The 16,873-nt window shown below is 39.2% G+C and carries 18 protein-coding genes; 10 read left to right on the top strand and 8 right to left on the bottom strand.

The features are described 5' to 3' along the window. Positions 1–84 precede the first annotated feature (84 nt). Positions 85–1,335, top strand: coding sequence for an ammonium transporter (locus tag BQ3481_RS02415; protein WP_157926812.1), 1,251 nt, complete (start codon positions 85–87; stop codon positions 1,333–1,335). 162 nt (positions 1,336–1,497) lie between these two features. Here BQ3481_RS02415 and gatB read toward each other — a convergent pair whose 3' ends face one another. Genes gatB through aspS form a run of 4 tightly spaced genes read right to left on the bottom strand, consistent with a single transcriptional unit; the run spans position 1,498 to position 5,940 of the window. Beyond that, complete coding sequence (gene gatB / locus BQ3481_RS02410) at positions 1,498–2,904, bottom strand: Asp-tRNA(Asn)/Glu-tRNA(Gln) amidotransferase subunit GatB (protein WP_157926811.1); 1,407 nt, start codon at positions 2,902–2,904, stop codon at positions 1,498–1,500. Further along, positions 2,901–4,352 (bottom strand): Asp-tRNA(Asn)/Glu-tRNA(Gln) amidotransferase subunit GatA, encoded by a 1,452-nt coding sequence (gene gatA, locus BQ3481_RS02405; protein ID WP_157926810.1) that lies wholly within the window; start codon positions 4,350–4,352, stop codon positions 2,901–2,903. The genes gatB and gatA overlap by 4 nt, the downstream gene beginning before the upstream one ends. Further along, entirely contained in the window at positions 4,353–4,619 is a 267-nt protein-coding gene (locus BQ3481_RS02400) for an Asp-tRNA(Asn)/Glu-tRNA(Gln) amidotransferase subunit GatC (RefSeq protein WP_157926809.1), read from the bottom strand. A gap of 10 nt (positions 4,620–4,629) precedes the next feature. Then, positions 4,630–5,940 carry an aspartate--tRNA(Asn) ligase gene (gene aspS, locus BQ3481_RS02395; RefSeq protein WP_157926808.1) on the bottom strand — a complete coding sequence of 437 codons (1,311 nt, stop codon included), beginning with the start codon at positions 5,938–5,940 and terminating at the stop codon, positions 4,630–4,632. Between the two features lie 219 nt (positions 5,941–6,159). Here aspS and BQ3481_RS11705 point away from each other — a divergent pair, with 219 nt between their 5' ends. The 4 genes from BQ3481_RS11705 to BQ3481_RS02375 all read left to right on the top strand — a co-directional run bounded on the left by BQ3481_RS11705 (position 6,160) and on the right by BQ3481_RS02375 (position 9,507). After that, entirely contained in the window at positions 6,160–6,990 is an 831-nt protein-coding gene (locus tag BQ3481_RS11705) for a cupredoxin domain-containing protein (RefSeq protein ID WP_231911838.1), read from the top strand. A gap of 126 nt (positions 6,991–7,116) precedes the next feature. Further along, positions 7,117–8,181, top strand: coding sequence for a 23S rRNA (adenine(2503)-C(2))-methyltransferase RlmN (gene rlmN, locus BQ3481_RS02385; protein WP_157926807.1), 1,065 nt, complete (start codon positions 7,117–7,119; stop codon positions 8,179–8,181). A gap of 61 nt (positions 8,182–8,242) precedes the next feature. Then, complete coding sequence (locus BQ3481_RS02380) at positions 8,243–8,458, top strand: hypothetical protein (RefSeq protein ID WP_157926806.1); 216 nt, start codon at positions 8,243–8,245, stop codon at positions 8,456–8,458. 23 nt (positions 8,459–8,481) lie between these two features. Next, the gene (locus BQ3481_RS02375) at positions 8,482–9,507 is read left to right on the top strand and encodes a formate--phosphoribosylaminoimidazolecarboxamide ligase (RefSeq protein WP_157926805.1); all 1,026 of its coding nucleotides are present in this window, start codon (positions 8,482–8,484) and stop codon (positions 9,505–9,507) included. 32 nt (positions 9,508–9,539) lie between these two features. Here BQ3481_RS02375 and BQ3481_RS02370 read toward each other — a convergent pair whose 3' ends face one another. Further along, positions 9,540–10,388 (bottom strand): ZIP family metal transporter, encoded by an 849-nt coding sequence (locus BQ3481_RS02370; RefSeq protein WP_157926804.1) that lies wholly within the window; start codon positions 10,386–10,388, stop codon positions 9,540–9,542. 106 nt (positions 10,389–10,494) lie between these two features. Here BQ3481_RS02370 and BQ3481_RS02365 point away from each other — a divergent pair, with 106 nt between their 5' ends. The 4 genes from BQ3481_RS02365 to BQ3481_RS02350 are packed head-to-tail and all read left to right on the top strand — an operon-like array spanning position 10,495 to position 13,168. After that, on the top strand, positions 10,495–10,824 hold the full coding sequence (locus tag BQ3481_RS02365) for an ArsR/SmtB family transcription factor (protein WP_157926803.1): 330 nt from the start codon (positions 10,495–10,497) through the stop codon (positions 10,822–10,824). 45 nt (positions 10,825–10,869) lie between these two features. Continuing rightward, positions 10,870–11,517, top strand: a complete 648-nt coding sequence (locus BQ3481_RS02360; protein ID WP_157928434.1) for a DsbA family protein — start codon at positions 10,870–10,872, stop codon at positions 11,515–11,517. A 13-nt stretch (positions 11,518–11,530) separates the two neighbouring features. Beyond that, complete coding sequence (prf1, locus tag BQ3481_RS02355) at positions 11,531–12,805, top strand: peptide chain release factor aRF-1 (RefSeq protein WP_157926802.1); 1,275 nt, start codon at positions 11,531–11,533, stop codon at positions 12,803–12,805. A gap of 45 nt (positions 12,806–12,850) precedes the next feature. Continuing rightward, positions 12,851–13,168 (top strand): thioredoxin family protein, encoded by a 318-nt coding sequence (locus tag BQ3481_RS02350; protein ID WP_157926801.1) that lies wholly within the window; start codon positions 12,851–12,853, stop codon positions 13,166–13,168. Here BQ3481_RS02350 and BQ3481_RS02345 read toward each other — a convergent pair. Then, positions 13,160–13,573, bottom strand: a complete 414-nt coding sequence (locus tag BQ3481_RS02345) for an HIT family protein (protein WP_157926800.1) — start codon at positions 13,571–13,573, stop codon at positions 13,160–13,162. The two genes, BQ3481_RS02350 and BQ3481_RS02345, sit on opposite strands and share 9 nt — an antisense overlap. A 101-nt stretch (positions 13,574–13,674) precedes the next feature. On the opposite strand from BQ3481_RS02345, the gene BQ3481_RS02340 reads away from it, so the two are divergent. Beyond that, positions 13,675–14,277: a protein-disulfide isomerase gene (locus BQ3481_RS02340; protein WP_157926799.1), complete on the top strand. Its 603-nt coding sequence runs from the start codon at positions 13,675–13,677 to the stop codon at positions 14,275–14,277. On the opposite strand, the gene BQ3481_RS02335 is transcribed toward BQ3481_RS02340, so the two are convergent. Both BQ3481_RS02335 and BQ3481_RS02330 read right to left on the bottom strand, forming a co-directional pair. Continuing rightward, entirely contained in the window at positions 14,274–15,482 is a 1,209-nt protein-coding gene (locus BQ3481_RS02335) for a fibronectin type III domain-containing protein (protein ID WP_157926798.1), read from the bottom strand. The two genes, BQ3481_RS02340 and BQ3481_RS02335, sit on opposite strands and share 4 nt — an antisense overlap. Before the next feature lie 203 nt (positions 15,483–15,685). Continuing rightward, a complete protein-coding gene (locus BQ3481_RS02330; protein WP_157926797.1) occupies positions 15,686–16,852 on the bottom strand; it encodes an RNA-guided endonuclease InsQ/TnpB family protein in 1,167 nt (388 codons plus the stop codon). Positions 16,853–16,873: the final 21 nt, after the last annotated feature.

Here is a 16,873-nt window from a genome sequence, read left to right as displayed (position 1 = left end):
AAATCTTGTGGATTCATTTCAGATCCGTTACAACCCTCAAAAAAACAAATTTTTTTATACTTCATCTTTTCTAAGAAAGAAATCTTGCCAATTGACACAGGTGATACAGCCTGGATGCTCATAGCTTCCAGCCTTGTACTATTGATGATCCCAGCTTTGGGGTTGTTTGAAGCTGGATTATTACGACGAAAGAACACCGTTTCTATTTTCATGCAGATCTTTTTCGGATTAGCAATTCTCAGTGTCATGTGGTTCACATTTGGATTTAGTTTGTCATTTGGACCAGATACAGGAATGGGTCTCACCGGAAATATGGATTGGACATTCCTCAATAACGTCCCATATGATTCAGGCCTGCATTATGCACCTACAATTCCAGGAGTTTTATTTGCAAAATTCCAGATGATGTTTGCAGTAATTACGCCTTTGCTGCTAACCGGTGCAATTGCAGAGAGAATGAAGTTTAGCGCATATGTCATTTTCATTGTAGCATGGAGTGGGCTTATCTATTATCCCCTAGTCCATTGGATTTGGGGAGGCGGATGGCTTGGCCAGATGGGAGTTGTCGATTTTGCAGGCGGTATTGTTATACACACCAGTGCAGGCATGGGAGCACTGGCAGCTGCCTTGGTGCTTGGAAGAAGACTCAACTATGGCCCATCCATCATGATTCCACACAGTATTCCAATAGCAGTTTTAGGTTCATCATTACTATGGCTAGGGTGGTTTGGATTTAATGCAGGCAGCGCATTAGCGTCCGGAAGTTTAGCAGGAAATACCATCATCAACACCCATATTGCATCGTCAATTTCTGCGTTAATCTGGGTAGGGCTTTCATGGATGCGAACAGGCAAACCAAGTGTAATTGCTGCAATCAACGGAGCAATTGCCGGACTTGCAGGAATTACGCCAGCTTCCGGGTACATCAGCGTAGAACATGCATTTGTTTTAGGAATTGCAATTGGAATAGGATCATATCTTGCAGTCTTGTTCTTCAAGGAACACCTCAAGATAGATGATGCATTAGATGTCAGTTCAGTACACGGGGTAGCTGGAATAATTGGTTCATTGGGGATAGGAGTATTTGCTAGTACGTTGGTTAATCCAAATGGTCCAAATGGATTATTGTTTGGCCACCCTCAACAGCTACTCATTCAAGCTATTGGTGTAGGAGTTGCAGGGGCAATGGGATTTTTTGGAACATTTGCAATAATGAAGGTAATAGACAAACTAATCGGAGTCAGAGTATCAGCCAAAGTGGAAGAAGCAGGCTTGGACATCGAAGAGCATGCAGAGCGTGCGTATTCTGATGAAGACGAGTTTGGCAAAATGTAGACATATCCTATACATCAAAAACAGTAATGTTTTGTAAAGTGTCTTTATTGTAAGATAAAACCCAAAATATGAAAAAATGAATATGCAAAAATTCAGAACAATAAATCTTTGCTCATAGATGTGTAGTAAAATAATGTCGTTCTAGATTAACAAACATCTTTATCACATGGTAAGTCTTTTTCGTAAAATATCAAGCGTAGTAGCAGGATCCGCCTTGCCTTTTGTCTTTCTCATTACTTTGCCAACCAGATAGTTAATTGTATCCGGATTTTGTTTTGCTTCTGCCACTGCTTTTCCTTCCTCTTGGAACACCTCATCGATTATTTTCTCGATAGAACCAGGATCACTGACATGACCCAAGTCAAGACTTGACATAACATCAGCAAGCGATTTTCCAGATTGTATCATTTCGTGCAATGCCAGTTTTCCCGAATTTCTTGTTAGTTTGTTTGTCATTATAGCATCTGCAAGATCAGAGAGATGTTTTGATGTAATCTTTAGTTCAATTTTCTTTTCCCTAGTGTCTGCAACACCCATCAGATCAGTTGTAATGATATTTGATACCTCCTTTGCATTTTTTTCATTATGAGATTTATCAAACAGATCAGAGTAGAATTTATCAGAAGACAAGACATCAGCCACCTGTGCAGGCATGCCATACTTTTTGACATATCTTTCCCTTCTTCCAACAATGCTTTCAGGCATTTGTGTTTTTATTTGTTCAATAGAATTATTCCCGATTTGAACAATAGGTATGTCTGCCTCTGGCAAGTACCTATAGTCTTGTTCTTCCTCTTTTGATCTGGATGAGACTGTAATTCTTCTTGCCTCGTCCCAGTGTCTTGTTTCTGCCAGTACTTGTATTCCTCTTTCAACAAGGCTCTGCTGGCGTGTTATTTCAAAATGGAGTGCTTTCTCAATATCTCTAAAAGAGCCCACATTTTTGATCTCTACTCTGTTTCCATCCCCTTCCGAGATGTTTCCGTCTACTCTCATTGCACCTTCAAGATATGGGTCAGATACCCCAATGTTTTCAACTAGATCTGCAAGTACATTCAAGAACACACGGACTTGTTTTGGAGTCTCAAAGTCAGGCTCTGTCACTATCTCTACAAGTGGCGTACCTGCCCTATTGTAATCAACTAGCGTAATCATTGTCTTCTCAGAAGTACCTTCGTATACAAGCCTGCCTGGATCTTCTTCTAGCTGTATTCGCCTTATCCTGATTGTCTTTCCTTCAATCTCGATTTTTCCACCAGAGCCAATGCTCGTAGGACCATATGCATTATACTGTGTAATTTGAAAGTTTTTTGGCAAGTCTGGATAAAAGTAATTCTTTCTAAAGAATCCAATTTTTTCAGGAATTGTGCAGCCTAGTGCAAGTGATATCATTGCAGCTTTTTCTACCGCTTTTTTATTCAACATGGGAAGTGAACCTGGCAGACCTATACAAACAGGACAGATGTTAGAATTCGGTCCAATGTTTCTATATTCCGCCTTGCACGAACAAAATAATTTGCTTGCGAGTTTTGTAAGTTGACAGTGAATCTCAAGGCCTATTTTTGTCATAGTGTAATCCCCGGGAGTTTAGTAGTTTCTTGTAATGCATACGCTGCTTGAAGTAGTTCTTTTTCTTTAAACGAGTTTGCAAATAGCTGAATACCAATTGGCAACCCGGAACTTGACATTGCAAATGGAATAGAAATGGCAGGAATTCCAGACAAGTTTGCAGTGACAGTGTTTATATCAGTAAGGTAGAGTTTTAGCGGGTCATCAATTTTTTCGCCAATCTTAAATGGCAATACGGGCATCGTAGGTGATATTAGATAGTCCACATTCTTGAATGCTTCATCAAGCTGAGTCTTTATCATTGCCCGAATTTTTTGAGCCTTGAGGTAATACTTGCCGTAATATCCCGCAGACAAGACAAATGCTCCAAGCAACATCCTTCTTACCACCTCAGGTCCAAAATTGCCTCGTGCCTTTGAGATAAACGCCTTGAATTCATATCCCTCGATGCCAAAATCAAAGCCATATCTCAAATTATCATATCTTGAAAGATTGCTGCTTGCTTCTGCAGCAGCTATTGTATAGTATGCAGCCACTGAATGTTCTACAGCATCAAGAGACACTGGGATGCATTGCGCACCAAGATCCTGTAGTTTTGATATCGCATCATTTGTTGCAGACTCTACTTCCTTGTCCACCCCATCTCCAGTCATTTGTGAAATTATTCCAATCTTCTTTCCAGAAATTCCAGATTTCAAGTCCTTGACATAATCAATACGCGCATTTTTTGAAGTAGTATTGTCATGGATATCATGACCTGATATGATATTTAGTAAAAACGCTACATCCTCTACTGTCTTTGCCATAGGACCTATCTGTTCTATGCTGTTTGCATATGAGACTAGGCCATACCTGCTTATCAGGCCATATGTCGGTTTCAAACCGACTACAGAACAAAAACTTGCAGGGCTTCGAACCGAGCCTCCAGTATCAGAACCCAAAGCGGCAAGACATTCTAGTGCAGCTACTGATGCACCACTTCCTCCAGATGATCCCCCTGGAACATATCCGATATTCCATGGATTTCTAGTTGGACCAAAGTGACTAAATTCAGTTGTAGAGCCCATTGCAAATTCATCGAGGTTTACCTTTCCAATTATTATGGCATCTTCGGATTTTAGTTTAGAAATTACAGTTGCATCATATGGTGCAACAAAATTTTCAAGCATTTTTGAGGCACATGTTGTTTTTAGTCCCGCAGTACAAATGTTATCTTTAACAGACATTGGCAGGCCAAAACAAATTCCGATTTTTTCTTTAGACTTTATTTTTTTGTCAAGTATCCTTGCTTTTTCAAGCGCATTTTGTGAGTCAACCGTAATGAAGGCATGTATCTGTTCATCGACTTTTTCAATCCTGTCCAGAGTTTTTGCAACAAATTCTTCTACAGATATAGAACCTTCCTTTACCTGAGACGTAAATTCAGTGGCTGAAATTCCTAAATTCATTTAAACCATTTTAGGAGCACGAATGAAGTTATTTTGATCTTTTTTGAGGTGTTCGATTAAAGAATCTCCGTATTGTATATGAATATCTTCTCTTAGATCCTCTGTTGTAATTTGAATTCCTAGTGTCTCATCTGATTGAAATTCTACTTTGTCAAGTCTGTCAAAATAATTTAAAATCTGTTCTACCTGCTTGATGTATTTTTCTGGCTCACTTAGGTTAACCTTGACTAAATCTGCCAGATGCTCAATCTCTTTTTTTTCCACCATGTTACTTCATCTACGGTGTAAGTCTATCTACATCACGTGGATAAAAGGTAGCATCCCTGATATTTTCAGTGCCGGTCAGTGCCATCATCAGTCTTTCAAGGCCTATTCCACATCCAGCATGAGGAGGAACTCCATAATCAAATACACGTAAGTGATAATCAAATGTCTCAAGCTTAAAGCCCTTGTTTTTCATCCTGTCTTCTAACTCCATTCTTTTTTCAATCCTAGTGCTGCCGGAAGATAATTCAAGATCCCCGAACATCAGATCAAATGATTCAGAAATCTTTTGGTCGTCACTTTTGGCTTTTACATAAAACGGTTTTGGAGCAAGCGGCCAGTCCTTGATAAAGTAAAATCCGTTGAGATTTATTTTCTTCAATTGCGAAGGATACAAATCATCGCCCCACTTTGTAGTGGCTCCCGCCTTTTGCATCTTGTCTACCAACTCTGTGTATGTATATTGTGGGATTTTTTCTGGAATTTCAGGAATTTTGTAGTCCACCGTTTTTATGGAGTCACAATAGTCTTTTACAGTTTTAATTGATTTTTTGATTATATTTTCTACATGTACCATAACATCGTCATAGTCTGAGAAAGCCTCTTCGATATCCATGGAGATTGCCTCTGAAAGATGTCTGTTAGTTCGCGATGCCTCTGCTCTAAATATTGGAGCAATCTCAAAAATTTTCTCAAAGCTTAGTGTTAGTTGTTCCTTGTAAAGCTGAGGGCTTTGTGCAAGAAACGCCTCCTTGTTATAGTAAAATATTGGAAATAGTGCAGCTCCACCCTCAGTTGCAGTTGCAATCATCTTAGGAGTATTTACTTCAAGAAATTCTTTTTCATACAAGTAATCTCGAATTGATTTTAGAACCAAGCCCCTCATCTTAAAGACATGTTGTAAGATATTTCTGCGAAGATCAATTGCCCTCAATTCTAACCTAGTATCAATATTTGGGACAGTCTTTGTTTGCCATTGAAAGGGTGCAATTTTTTCAACAACTGAAAATACGCGTAATTCACTTGGTGATATTTCTACCCCTCGTGGAGCCTTGGCAGATGGTTTTACAATGCCCTTGACTGCAATAGTTGATTGCTCCTTTAGTTTTACCAGCATTTCCTTGATGTCCTCTGGACACACTCCTGCTTTTGCTGTAATTTGCATCTGCCCTTCTTTGTCATTTAGCAAAATGAATACTAAATTTCCATGATCCCTCACACTGGAAATCCAACCCATTATGACAACCTCTTTTCCATCCATAGATGGATCAAGCTGGTTAGAGTAGATCGTTCTACGCCAATTACCAAGTTCTGTACCTATCATGATTTCATCAAATGTATTTTTTATTGGAGTGGTTTGTGAACCTAATTTGTATTTGAGAGTTGTAAAACATTATTGAATTTTTGTGCCTTTTTGTGCATATTAAATTTATTCATGGTAAAATGTGATGGTATGTTTCTCCGCACCCGCTTGTGATTTATGAATACTGGTTCAGTACATTATCAATAAGGCGATATATCACAATACGAAATAAATCATGAATTGAACTACTTTTCTGCCATCAATTTTAGTGTAATTGCATTATGTATTGCAACATTTGGAATTTCTGCCACACAAGCATTTGGACAGTCCGCATCGGAGGTGGACATCCAAGCAGGGTCAGGTACTAGTGTAAGATCTGCATGTGTCAGTACACATGACTGTTTTTCTCCAAACCCGCTAGATGTTCCAGTTGGAACAACAGTAACTTGGAAGAACTCTGATTTTACAACTCACACAATAACAAGTGTAAACAACCTATGTAACGGACCACATGTGACAATTCAAGTGGCTACCGACACGCGGCAGGTGGATCCTATCGTAATGATACACACATCACTTACTGATACAACATATGCAAAGCTTGCACAGATTCAACCATATGCAGAAGAAAACACCAATGCAGACGTAAGGCGACTGGTTTATGAAGCATATGTATCTCCTGTGACAAAGTCGTTCGAAGTCGTAGTATTGGAAGGAATTGGTCATAGCACATTCTCAGTAGAAAAAACAGTGCAGGTGAAAGGCTGCAGTGTTGGTTCGTTGTTTGACAGTGGAACCATCCAGTCTGGAAAGACATTTGAATTTACATTTTCAAACGCAGGAACTTACAATTATTTTTGTACCATACATCCTTGGATGACAGGGCAAGTGATCATAGGCAATACACTAACAGATTCCAACTCTACACTACATTCAATCATAGACATGTCGCAAAAGGCTGCAATTCCAGAATTTGGCCCGATTACAATGGTTGTTTTGTGGATTTCAATGATTGTGATTTTATTTGCTACAAAATTAGTGGACAAGTCTAGTTTTAATCCTCAGCAATAGTAGATATTGTCTCAAGCTGTCTCTGCCAGCGCGTAAAACGAATTACACATACTTGAAAAATATCAGATTGGTTGTAAATTACACAAGAGTCATATTTTCACAAGAACATAGAAAAAAGATATCCAGATGGCTGATCTATATCGAGTACTACCAGAAGAGATGGATGTTCTTGTCACAGAACTTGGTCAACCACGATACAGATCACAGCAGTTGCTTCAAGCATTGTACCATGAATCTCCAAAAAAAGTGTCAGATTTACATCAAATCCCATCGTCTATGCGAGATGCACTTGTAAAAGATGGATATATGATAGGTCCTGAAAATGAAGTTAATCGAGTTATCAGCAAAGATGGTCATACCACAAAGATACTGCTCAAATTTGATGATAATGCACTTGTTGAAACAGTTCTCATGCAATACAGCCCATCACAAGACAAAACTCATCCAAGGTCAACAGTCTGTGTCTCAACCCAAGTTGGCTGCCCAATGGGTTGCGTGTTTTGTGCAACAGGTCAAATGGGTTTTGAAAAAAATCTAAAAGCTGAAAATATTGTTTCCCAAGTACTCCATTTTTCAGACATTCTTAGTCAGAGAGGAGAACATGTTACCAACCTAGTGTTCATGGGAATGGGTGAGCCGCTTGCAAATTATGACGAAACTATCAGAGCTGTTAGATTGCTGACACACCCTCGTGCATTTGGTCTAGGACAACGAAGTATTACTATTTCCACGGTCGGCATAATACCTGGAATAGACCGTCTTGCAGATGAAGATCTTCAAGTCAAACTTGCAATTTCACTTCATGCCCCAAATGATGAATTACGTAGAAAACTTGTACCTACGGCAGGACCTAACTCGGTCGGAGATTTGATTGCAGCTGCAAAACGTTATTTCAAAAAAACTGGACGGCGCGTCACTTTTGAATATGCATTAATTGAGGGCATCAATGACTCTATCAAATTAGCATCAGAACTTGCATGCATCTTGAAAGGTAATGGTGCGCATGTAAATCTCATCCCAATGAATCCAACTGCCGGAGGATTCCAACGTCCAGATAGAAAAAAAGTATTAGCATTCCAACAAGTGCTTCGCAATGGAGACGTAAATTGCACAGTACGCGTTGAAAAAGGGGCAGAGATCTCGGCAGCCTGCGGCCAGCTGCGAACAGACATGATAAAAAAGATCAGGTAACAACCAAGCATGTAAAAACAATCTGCAAACGTCTAAATAAAAAAGAAAACAATTTACTAACATGACACTCTCAAGCCGTGAAGAAACAATAGTAATCACATCACACCTGATCTCACTTTATTCAGAAATGATTGAGGAAGGAAAAATTTCCCAGAATCAGTCAGTCATAGACTTTTTGATGAAAAACATTCCTCCAGAATTCAAGTCAGAACTTTCCATAGATTTGATCGATGATGTTTTTACTTTTATCGCAAGTAGACCTATGGAACTTTCATAAACCCCAAAAATAGATGAGATATAATGAATTCCATTGCTACTCTTGGCTCTCATTGTGCTCTTCAGGTGCTCAAGGGAGCAAAAGATGAGGGCTTTAAGACAATACTTGTTTGTGAAAAAAAACGTGAAAGACTTTACCGTAGATTTCAGTTCATAGACGAGTTCATACTTGTAGATTCTTTCAGAGAGGTATTGGACCAGAAATGCTCTGGAATGCTCAATGAAAATAATGCAGTGATCATACCTCATGGTACATTAATCGCTCAGATGAGTTCATCTGAAATAGAGTCCATCAAGACACCAATCTTTGGAAACAAGTGGATTCTCAGATGGGAGTCCGACAGAAACATGAAAGAAAAACTCATGATAGAATCAAGATTAAAGATTCCAAGATCTTTACAGGGCCCAAAAGACATCAGCGGGTTGACAATTGCAAAAAGACATGGCGCTGCAGGCGGCAAGGGATATTTTCTTGCAACAAATGAAGAAGAGTACATAAAAAAACGAGACAAGCTTGTAAGAGAAGGCATAATCAAGGGCGACCAAGATCTGTACTTGCAAGAATATGCGTTAGGAGTTTCTGCGTATTTACAGTATTTTTACTCTGAATTAAAAGAAGAATTGGAATTTTTCGGAGTCGATAGAAGATACGAATCAGATATTGACGGCCTGGGAAGAATTCCGGCGCAGGAGCAAATTGATGTTGATTTGATTCCATCATTTAACGTAGTAGGCAACAGTCCACTAGTACTACGTGAATCGTTGCTTGAGGATGTTTATTCCATGGGAGAAAGGTTTGTTGAAGCGGCAAGGAGGCTTGTTGCCCCAGGCATGTCAGGACCTTTTTGTCTCGAGGGCGTATACGATGCAGACGGTAAATTCACTACGTTTGAGTTCTCAGCAAGAATAGTTGCTGGGACAAATCTCTATGTGGACGGTTCTCCCTATTCATCATTAATTTATGACGAGCCTATGAGCATGGGAAGAAGAATAGCTCGTGAAATTAAAAATGCTGCGAGCAAAAACAACCTATCAAAGATAGTTACATGATGATACAGTGACAAGGTATGACATTGTGAATTCTATGCTCCACCAAGTGTCACAATTAGATCAGTAATAAAACCAGCACATAAACCGACAAAGATTCCTACCATCAATACGTTGTTTGTGGTTTGTCTTCGTCCGGAGTTATACATCAACATTGACACATAGATAAGTGCGCCTCCTGCCATCGATAAAAATAGAATGTATGCGACATCAGACACCCACAAACTGCCAAGCATTGTACCAACAAATGTAGGTCCTCCACCAATCAATCCCACTTTGGCTAAGAACTTTGCGTTAGGTTTTTTCAATATTCCTGTAAGCGGACCTGCTATGCCAAATCCTTCAGTAGTATTATGCGCCCCAAATCCTATTATCAATATGATCGCAAGACCTATTTCTCCTGCTACATACGATTGCCCAATTGCTAAACCTTCACTAAAATTATGTGCTCCAATCCCTACTGCAATCATCATTGCAAGCTTGTATGCATTTGCTTCGTGAAATAATCTACGAAGATGGTCATCACCTTCCTTGATGTTGTCAAGCGACAATATCTGTGGAAAACTTTTTGTCATGAATTTTGTCTCATAAAGTATCAGTCCTAGCAGACCTATTGCTATGCCTCCAAATAGTGCAGCAAGATCAATTACCGCATTTTCAATTGAGCCTTTTCCAGAAGCGGCATTGGTTGCAGCTGTTGACGCAGTATCCCATCCATGGCTAAAGACATCTATTATTAGAAATATCAAGATTCCAAGCGCAAATGCATTAAGGAATCCTTTCCTTTTGTGACTGAGATTCTGCAACGCTGCAACAGGAAGTCCAAGAAATATCGTAAAACCGGCTATTGCCCCAAGCAACAAAAGTTGCCAGTAATCAATCATTGATTAAGTTAGGACCAGCTAACTTTATTTAAATTACAGACCTGTTCCAAGTTCTTAGAATAACTCGCGTCGTTTAAATAGTTAGGCTTGCCTAATTCAAAAAATATTGAAAAAGAAAGTGTCATTAGCACAACTCAAAAAATATGATGTAAACCAAAAAATTCTTGAAGCGCTGGCTGATGCCCAGTCAAGATCAATATTATTTTCAATCATCAGGGAAGGAATGACTGCCTTGGAATTATCAGAAAAATACAGAATTCCACTCAGCTCAGTTTACAAAAAGATTTCAGACTTGGAAGAGTTGACACTTGTAAAAGTAGACAGGTGGTCATTGTCAGAGAGTGGAAAAAAATTCAAGGTATACAAGAGCAGAATAAGCAGAGCAGAGATAAGCATAAGAAAACCGGAACCAACCATAATACTTAGTCCCAATTAAGACTTGGTCAAATAGTTAATATTCAAAGAAAATTCATTGAAAAAAGTGAAAAGGTACTATTTCGTTGTCATTCCAATAATAATTACCATAGCTGCAGTATACTACATGACAACTCCCCATGAAAACAAGTCTAATGAATTAACTCCGCAAATGATTATGCAAAACGGATCACCGATACTAGGGGATCCTAATGCAAAGGTAACAATAGTCGAATTTGGAGATTATCAGTGTACATACTGTCACCTGTTTCACCAAAACACAAAAGCCGCATTGCTACAACAATATGTTGACACCGGCAAGGTCAACTTTGTTTTCAGAGACTTTCCACTCAACGGACCTGATTCAGTCTGGGCAGCAGAAGCAGCATACTGCGCAGGAGACCAAGACAAGTATTGGCAATATCACGACGAGTTGTACAACAACTGGGCTGGAGAAAAGACCGGGTGGGTGAACCAAAAGTCGTTGGACATGTTTGCCACAACAGTTGGCCTAGATTTAGACAAGTTTGATAAATGCCTATCAAACAATACATACAAGCAAAAAGTGTTAGACAATCAAAAGTTTGGTGAAAATATTGGCATAGATGGCACTCCATCATTTATCATATTTAGCGGCAAACAAATTACAAAGATAGTAGGTGCACAACCATTATCACAATTCCAACAAGTCATAGATAAATTTCAAAATAGCTAAAGGTAGTTGAATAATGGTCAAGCCCAAGATAGAAAAACAAGATTCTGTAAAACTATACAAGTTACGAAAGATGCTCGAAGACTTGTCAGACCATTCAGGACGAGGAACAGAATTAATCTCGCTTTATGTTCCTCCAAAAAAGGCACTACATGAAGTCATAAACAATCTTCGGGAAGAACAGGGAACTGCAGACAACATCAAGTCTGATCTTACAAGAACACATGTTGTAGATGCGCTATCAAGAGTAATTCAGAGACTGAAGCTGTACAAGACATCGCCTGAAAAGGGACTCGTCATGTTTTGCGGTGCACTACCACCACAGGGAGGAGGCCCAATCGGAAGCGAAGTGATAAAGTTGTTTGAGATTGAACCTCCAAAGGAATTACAGACATTTCTGTACAGATGCGATGATCATTTTCACGTAGACATACTCAAGGACATGCTAAAAGACGACAACATGATTGGTTTTTTGGCAATTGATGCAAAGGATGCAGGGTGGGGATTGTTGCGTGGTGACAAGCTAGACGTATTATCAGAGACTTCATCAGGAGTAGCGGGAAAGCACAGACAAGGAGGCCAGTCTGCAAGAAGATTTGAGAGACTGCGAGAGATGGAGCTCAATGAATATTATAACAGAGTTGCACACACAACGCGCGAATATTTCATAGATATTTATCCCGTAAAAGGCATCATAGTTTCAGGTCCGGGACCAACAAAGGAGAACTTTATCAAAGAAAACTATCTAGAGTACAGGCTTCAGAACAACATCCTTGCAACACTTGATTGCTCTTATGCAGGTTCAGAAGGGGTACGCGAGGCATTTGCCAAAGCGCAAGAGGTTCTTACGGATTATAGAATGGTGGAAGAAAAGAAACTTGTAGACAAGTTGTTCAATGACATACATTTTTCAAGAGGCCTTGCAACTTACGGTCTTAATGAAATTATTGATCTAGTAAAAAGAAATGTGGTATCCACAATATTGATTACCGATGATACAAATTTAAGAAAAATCGATATCACTTGTAGGAGATGCCAACATGTACAAAGTGAGATACTAGACCGCCCAAAAGTAATTCCAAGACTACAGGAACTACTGAGTCAACCATGCCCTAGCTGCAAAAGCATGGACTTGGAATCAACCGAACGAGATATTGTAGATTATCTGGATTTGATTGCAGGTCAAACAGGTGCAAAGGTCGAAGTCATTACAGGTGCAACAGAATATGGTGCAATGCTTTCAAGCATAGGCAAAGTTGGAGCATTTTTGAGATACAATCCAAACCAATGATTTATCAAAACATATCTCTAAATAATTTAAAACATTATTCACATCATGGAACATGTAACTCTAGAAGAATTCGATTCCAAGATCCTTGGTAGCAAGAAGGTGGTTGTTCTTTTCTATGCAACATGGTGTCCATACTGTAGCAATTTCAAACCAACATTCGAGGCTGCAAAGATTGGGACTGCAAACAAGGTAGGCTCAATTATTGACGAAGATGAGAATCCACTCTGGGATAGATTCAACATACAAGCAGTACCCACAATGATTGTATTTCAAGATGGAAAAATAATTTCACGAAGAGATGCTAGAAAACATGTCGGTCTGACAAAATCAGACATGGATTCCATCGTTACAGAACTAGCATGATTTTATATTATTTCTGATCTTTTTGGCCAACTCTCCAAGATCATTGTCATTGGTAATCATTCTTTTTGCCCAAGAGTTTCCTATATGGCCATATCGTGGAATAATGTGTACATGCACGTGTGGGATTATTTGATTTGCAGACCTTCCATTGTTTTGGCCAATGTTAAATCCATCCGCACCTGTCACAGCAGTTATTCCACGTGCTATAATTGGAATGTTTGAAAACAATTTGCCAACGTCATCACCATCCATATCAGTTATCTTTTCATGATGTGCCTTTGGCATCACTAACGAGTGGCCTTTTTGTATCGGGTACTTGTCCATGATTGCAATATGCGTGTCATCTTCAAATATTACATAGGCATCTTGTTTTCGATTTATAATGTCGCAGAAAAGACAATCCATGTCTTTCCCTGACACATATTTTATTTATACTCACCTTCAAGATCACATTTGGCCATCTCAGATACTGTTATTTAGGGTAAAATTTTGACTTGGATCGTCAAATGGGAAAAAAAGATAGAGAAGAGCGAGTTCAGGAACGAGAGACTTTTTACCAAAAACGACAAAAGACCCAATTTAAGAACAAGGCAATAGCCATTGGTATACTAGCAGGCATTATAGCAGTACTTGGAATTTCAAGTTACAATTTTTACGTGTTATCATCAACTGTAACACCAAGTGGAGAGCCACCGGGCGCAGGCCCACTTGGCAAGTATCACATCCATGCAGGAATTTTGACAATGATTTATGGTCAACAGTTTGACTACTCATCCGCAGCTTACCAGATAAAAAGTCCATACATCAGTTTCCAGAAAGGAAACGGTGAAACAATCCACATGATGGCAACCAATGTAACAATGGGGTTTCTATTTGATTCTCTACATATAGGATTAGATGACAAGTGTTTCACATTCCCTGACAAGCGAGCATTTTGTACAAATGCCAATTATACATTAAAGTTCTACATCAACCACCATGAAGTTCCGGATCTGAGAAATTATGTCTTCAAAGATCAGGACAGAATGTTGATATCATATGGCAATGAGAATGATACACAAATCAATGCACAGTTAGCACGACTAGACGGATTCCAGTTGATCACTTAAGGCTCGGAGAGTTCATCTTTTAGTGCTTTAAACTCATCCACAGTTATCTCTCCTTTTGCTAGCCTGTTTTTGAGAATCATCATGGCATGGTCGCCATCTTTTTGATCAGATGAGACATCAGGCGATACAACAGTGTCTTTCGTTTCCACGACAGTATTGCCCAATGGTTTTCGTTTCCTCCTAAGATACAGTATGTAAACAACTATGCCAACACCCACAAGAGAGATTACAGGATATACTGCAAGACGGGCATCAAAATTCATACTACTTTGGGTCGGATTATTTCCTGATACGTTTGTAGGTTTTTGCACCCCCAGACTTGAAGATGCATCATTTACGGCCATGGTTTCATTTAGATAAAGGGTTTGAACTCGGCCAGGTGGATTTGCCGAGCCAGGATTACCACCATGAAGTAATTCTTGCAATCTTTGTGCGTCAGCCAATCTTTGTTGGAGTAGTTCAGCAAGAGAAGAAGATGTGTTAGTTGTGGCATTTGTAGTACCTCGAGTTACAGTTTGACCAGGAGTCTGCAAAGTAACAGCAGATATAACATTAGATGGAATACTTGGTCCAGCTTGGTTTACGGCATACACTCTGTACATGTACGTCGTGTTCGGGGTAAGACCAACATCTGCAAATGTCGTAGAGGAAATGGAGGTAACTGATGTAGACCAAGTTGAACCGCCATCAGTAGAACGCCCAATTTTATATCCAGGAGATTGTGTGCCCCCAGAGTTTGCAGGGGCAGTCCAACTGAGATCAATTTCTGTCGAAGAGACAACTGATGCAGTCAAAGATGTAGGTTGAGAAGGAATCATGGGTGAACCATCTGGGGAGAATACAAAATTCACAGTTTTCCCATCTACCTTGTTTGCAATAAAGGCAGTTGCGTTGTATGTTCCCTTGAGTGAAAATTTGTGCTGGTTAGTCGAGGCGCTGGTATCTACCGCTATCTGAAATTGATGGTTATTATCGGCATTCCCTGATGCAAGTAAAATAAATTTGCCAGTTGGATCAAAGACTAGTATAGTTACATTAGGAGGATCAGTATTCAACACAGTGCCAGAAAAGTAAATTGTGCTACCGCCTTTGTAAAACAAGGCATTTGTTTTGAGGGAAGTTACTTCTGCATAAGCAGGAATTAATCCAGTAGATATGACAATTACAGATGATAGCACTGCAAGATATAACCCGTGTTTACTCATATCAGAAATCTAATATTCTAATTATTAAAAACTCAGTAGAATTCACACTTGTCGACTCTTGAGTTCAATTTATTCATAGAAAATGGGAAATGTTTTCCTACGATTGATCGTTTTTTCAAGCAATGGCATACAGATTAACAAGTCTAGATTGTGATCTCATTTATGACATTATCTAGGGTTCTGTCGGATTATCGAGACCTTGATCATTTTCGAGTCTCAACCAACTTGCTTCCATCTACTTGCAGGATTACTGGCCGAAAGTTTTCCAGATTCCCGTTCACCGCTTCAACTAAAAGCCCTCTAGGATGGCAAAACCTACTCCACCCCTTGTAAGATATGTTCATGGATGCAACTACATCCCTGTCTATTGATCTCTTACAATTAATGCACAACAATTTTCGTCTGTGAAACCTGTCCTCTTGGAGTTTGCCTCCGCATACTGGACAGAGTTGGCTTGTGCGTTTAGGATCTATGAATCCAACAGGAATTCCTTCCCATTCTGCCTTGTATTGTATCTGTCTTTGCAGTTCATAGAACGACCATGAGTTTAATTTCCTTCTGTATTTTGTTCCCTGACCGTTTCCTTTTCTGTATAATTTTCTGATGCACTTGATATCTTCTAATACTATCATTGACTTTGATTGTACCGCCCTGGATATGATATCCTTTGATATCTTGTGCAGATGCTGCTGTATACGTCTTGCACGCCTGTTACCCAATCTTTTCTGGAAATATTTCTTTTTTCTTACGTCAAATCTTTTAAAAGATGATATCACGTGAGATGTGTTTTCCTTTATCGATAATAACTTGCTAGTCTTGTACATTACAGTTTGATTTGGAGTTGATATTGTGATGTTTCTGAGGTTCCTGTCTATCCCAATCACGTTTTCTGGAATGATTTGCTCTACTTGTTTTCTTACTGAGATTGATACTGAATCAGGTGTTATCACAAATGACCTTGGTTCTGCATTTTCCAGTTGTGACATGGTGTACTCATTTAGTTTGACCAAGAACTTGTCACCATGGTACATTGGAAATGAGAGTAACATGCCTGTTATTTTAAAACCATAGCATGAGACCAGATATGGTTTTGAGATGTATGGAGATTTTACTATTCTTCCTTTTTTCATGTCTTTTTTCCTCTGTGCTAGCCTGCCCATTGCCTGAGACATGGCAGTAAGTTTGTAGTAGGACTGTATATTGAATTGGGACAAATCCTTGTAGTGCAATGGCGAGAATTTATTCAGGTTTGATATGTTTTCAGATATCCCTATTCTTATGCAATAATTTACCATGTCCTTGAATGTTTCCATCATGGACTGGATTTCATCAGGAAATGTGTGAATCTGCTTTACTGATTTTATGGTCATTATGCCATCTCCTTGTTTATC

The organism is Candidatus Nitrosotalea okcheonensis, from assembly GCF_900177045.1.
GTDB lineage: Archaea > Thermoproteota > Nitrososphaeria > Nitrososphaerales > Nitrosopumilaceae > Nitrosotalea > Nitrosotalea okcheonensis.
The sequence above is the reverse complement of the archived record's forward strand: the minus strand, read 5'-3'. Positions and strand labels throughout refer to the sequence as shown.

What these genes read in the sequence shown, in the direction of transcription:
- BQ3481_RS02370 (WP_157926804.1), bottom strand. Translation starts at nt 10,388, where the DNA reads ATGATTGATTACTGGCAACTTTTGTTGCTTGGGGCAATAGCCGGTTTT.
- prf1 (WP_157926802.1), top strand. Translation starts at nt 11,531, where the DNA reads ATGGTCAAGCCCAAGATAGAAAAACAAGATTCTGTAAAACTATACAAG.
- gatB (WP_157926811.1), bottom strand. Translation starts at nt 2,904, where the DNA reads ATGACAAAAATAGGCCTTGAGATTCACTGTCAACTTACAAAACTCGCA.
- BQ3481_RS02400 (WP_157926809.1), bottom strand. Translation starts at nt 4,619, where the DNA reads ATGGTGGAAAAAAAAGAGATTGAGCATCTGGCAGATTTAGTCAAGGTT.
- aspS (WP_157926808.1), bottom strand. Translation starts at nt 5,940, where the DNA reads ATGATAGGTACAGAACTTGGTAATTGGCGTAGAACGATCTACTCTAAC.
- BQ3481_RS02345 (WP_157926800.1), bottom strand. Translation starts at nt 13,573, where the DNA reads ATGGATTGTCTTTTCTGCGACATTATAAATCGAAAACAAGATGCCTAT.
- BQ3481_RS02380 (WP_157926806.1), top strand. Translation starts at nt 8,243, where the DNA reads ATGACACTCTCAAGCCGTGAAGAAACAATAGTAATCACATCACACCTG.
- rlmN (WP_157926807.1), top strand. Translation starts at nt 7,117, where the DNA reads ATGGCTGATCTATATCGAGTACTACCAGAAGAGATGGATGTTCTTGTC.
- gatA (WP_157926810.1), bottom strand. Translation starts at nt 4,352, where the DNA reads ATGAATTTAGGAATTTCAGCCACTGAATTTACGTCTCAGGTAAAGGAA.
- BQ3481_RS02375 (WP_157926805.1), top strand. Translation starts at nt 8,482, where the DNA reads ATGAATTCCATTGCTACTCTTGGCTCTCATTGTGCTCTTCAGGTGCTC.
- BQ3481_RS02335 (WP_157926798.1), bottom strand. Translation starts at nt 15,482, where the DNA reads ATGAGTAAACACGGGTTATATCTTGCAGTGCTATCATCTGTAATTGTC.
- BQ3481_RS02330 (WP_157926797.1), bottom strand. Translation starts at nt 16,852, where the DNA reads ATGACCATAAAATCAGTAAAGCAGATTCACACATTTCCTGATGAAATC.
- BQ3481_RS02340 (WP_157926799.1), top strand. Translation starts at nt 13,675, where the DNA reads ATGGGAAAAAAAGATAGAGAAGAGCGAGTTCAGGAACGAGAGACTTTT.
- BQ3481_RS02350 (WP_157926801.1), top strand. Translation starts at nt 12,851, where the DNA reads ATGGAACATGTAACTCTAGAAGAATTCGATTCCAAGATCCTTGGTAGC.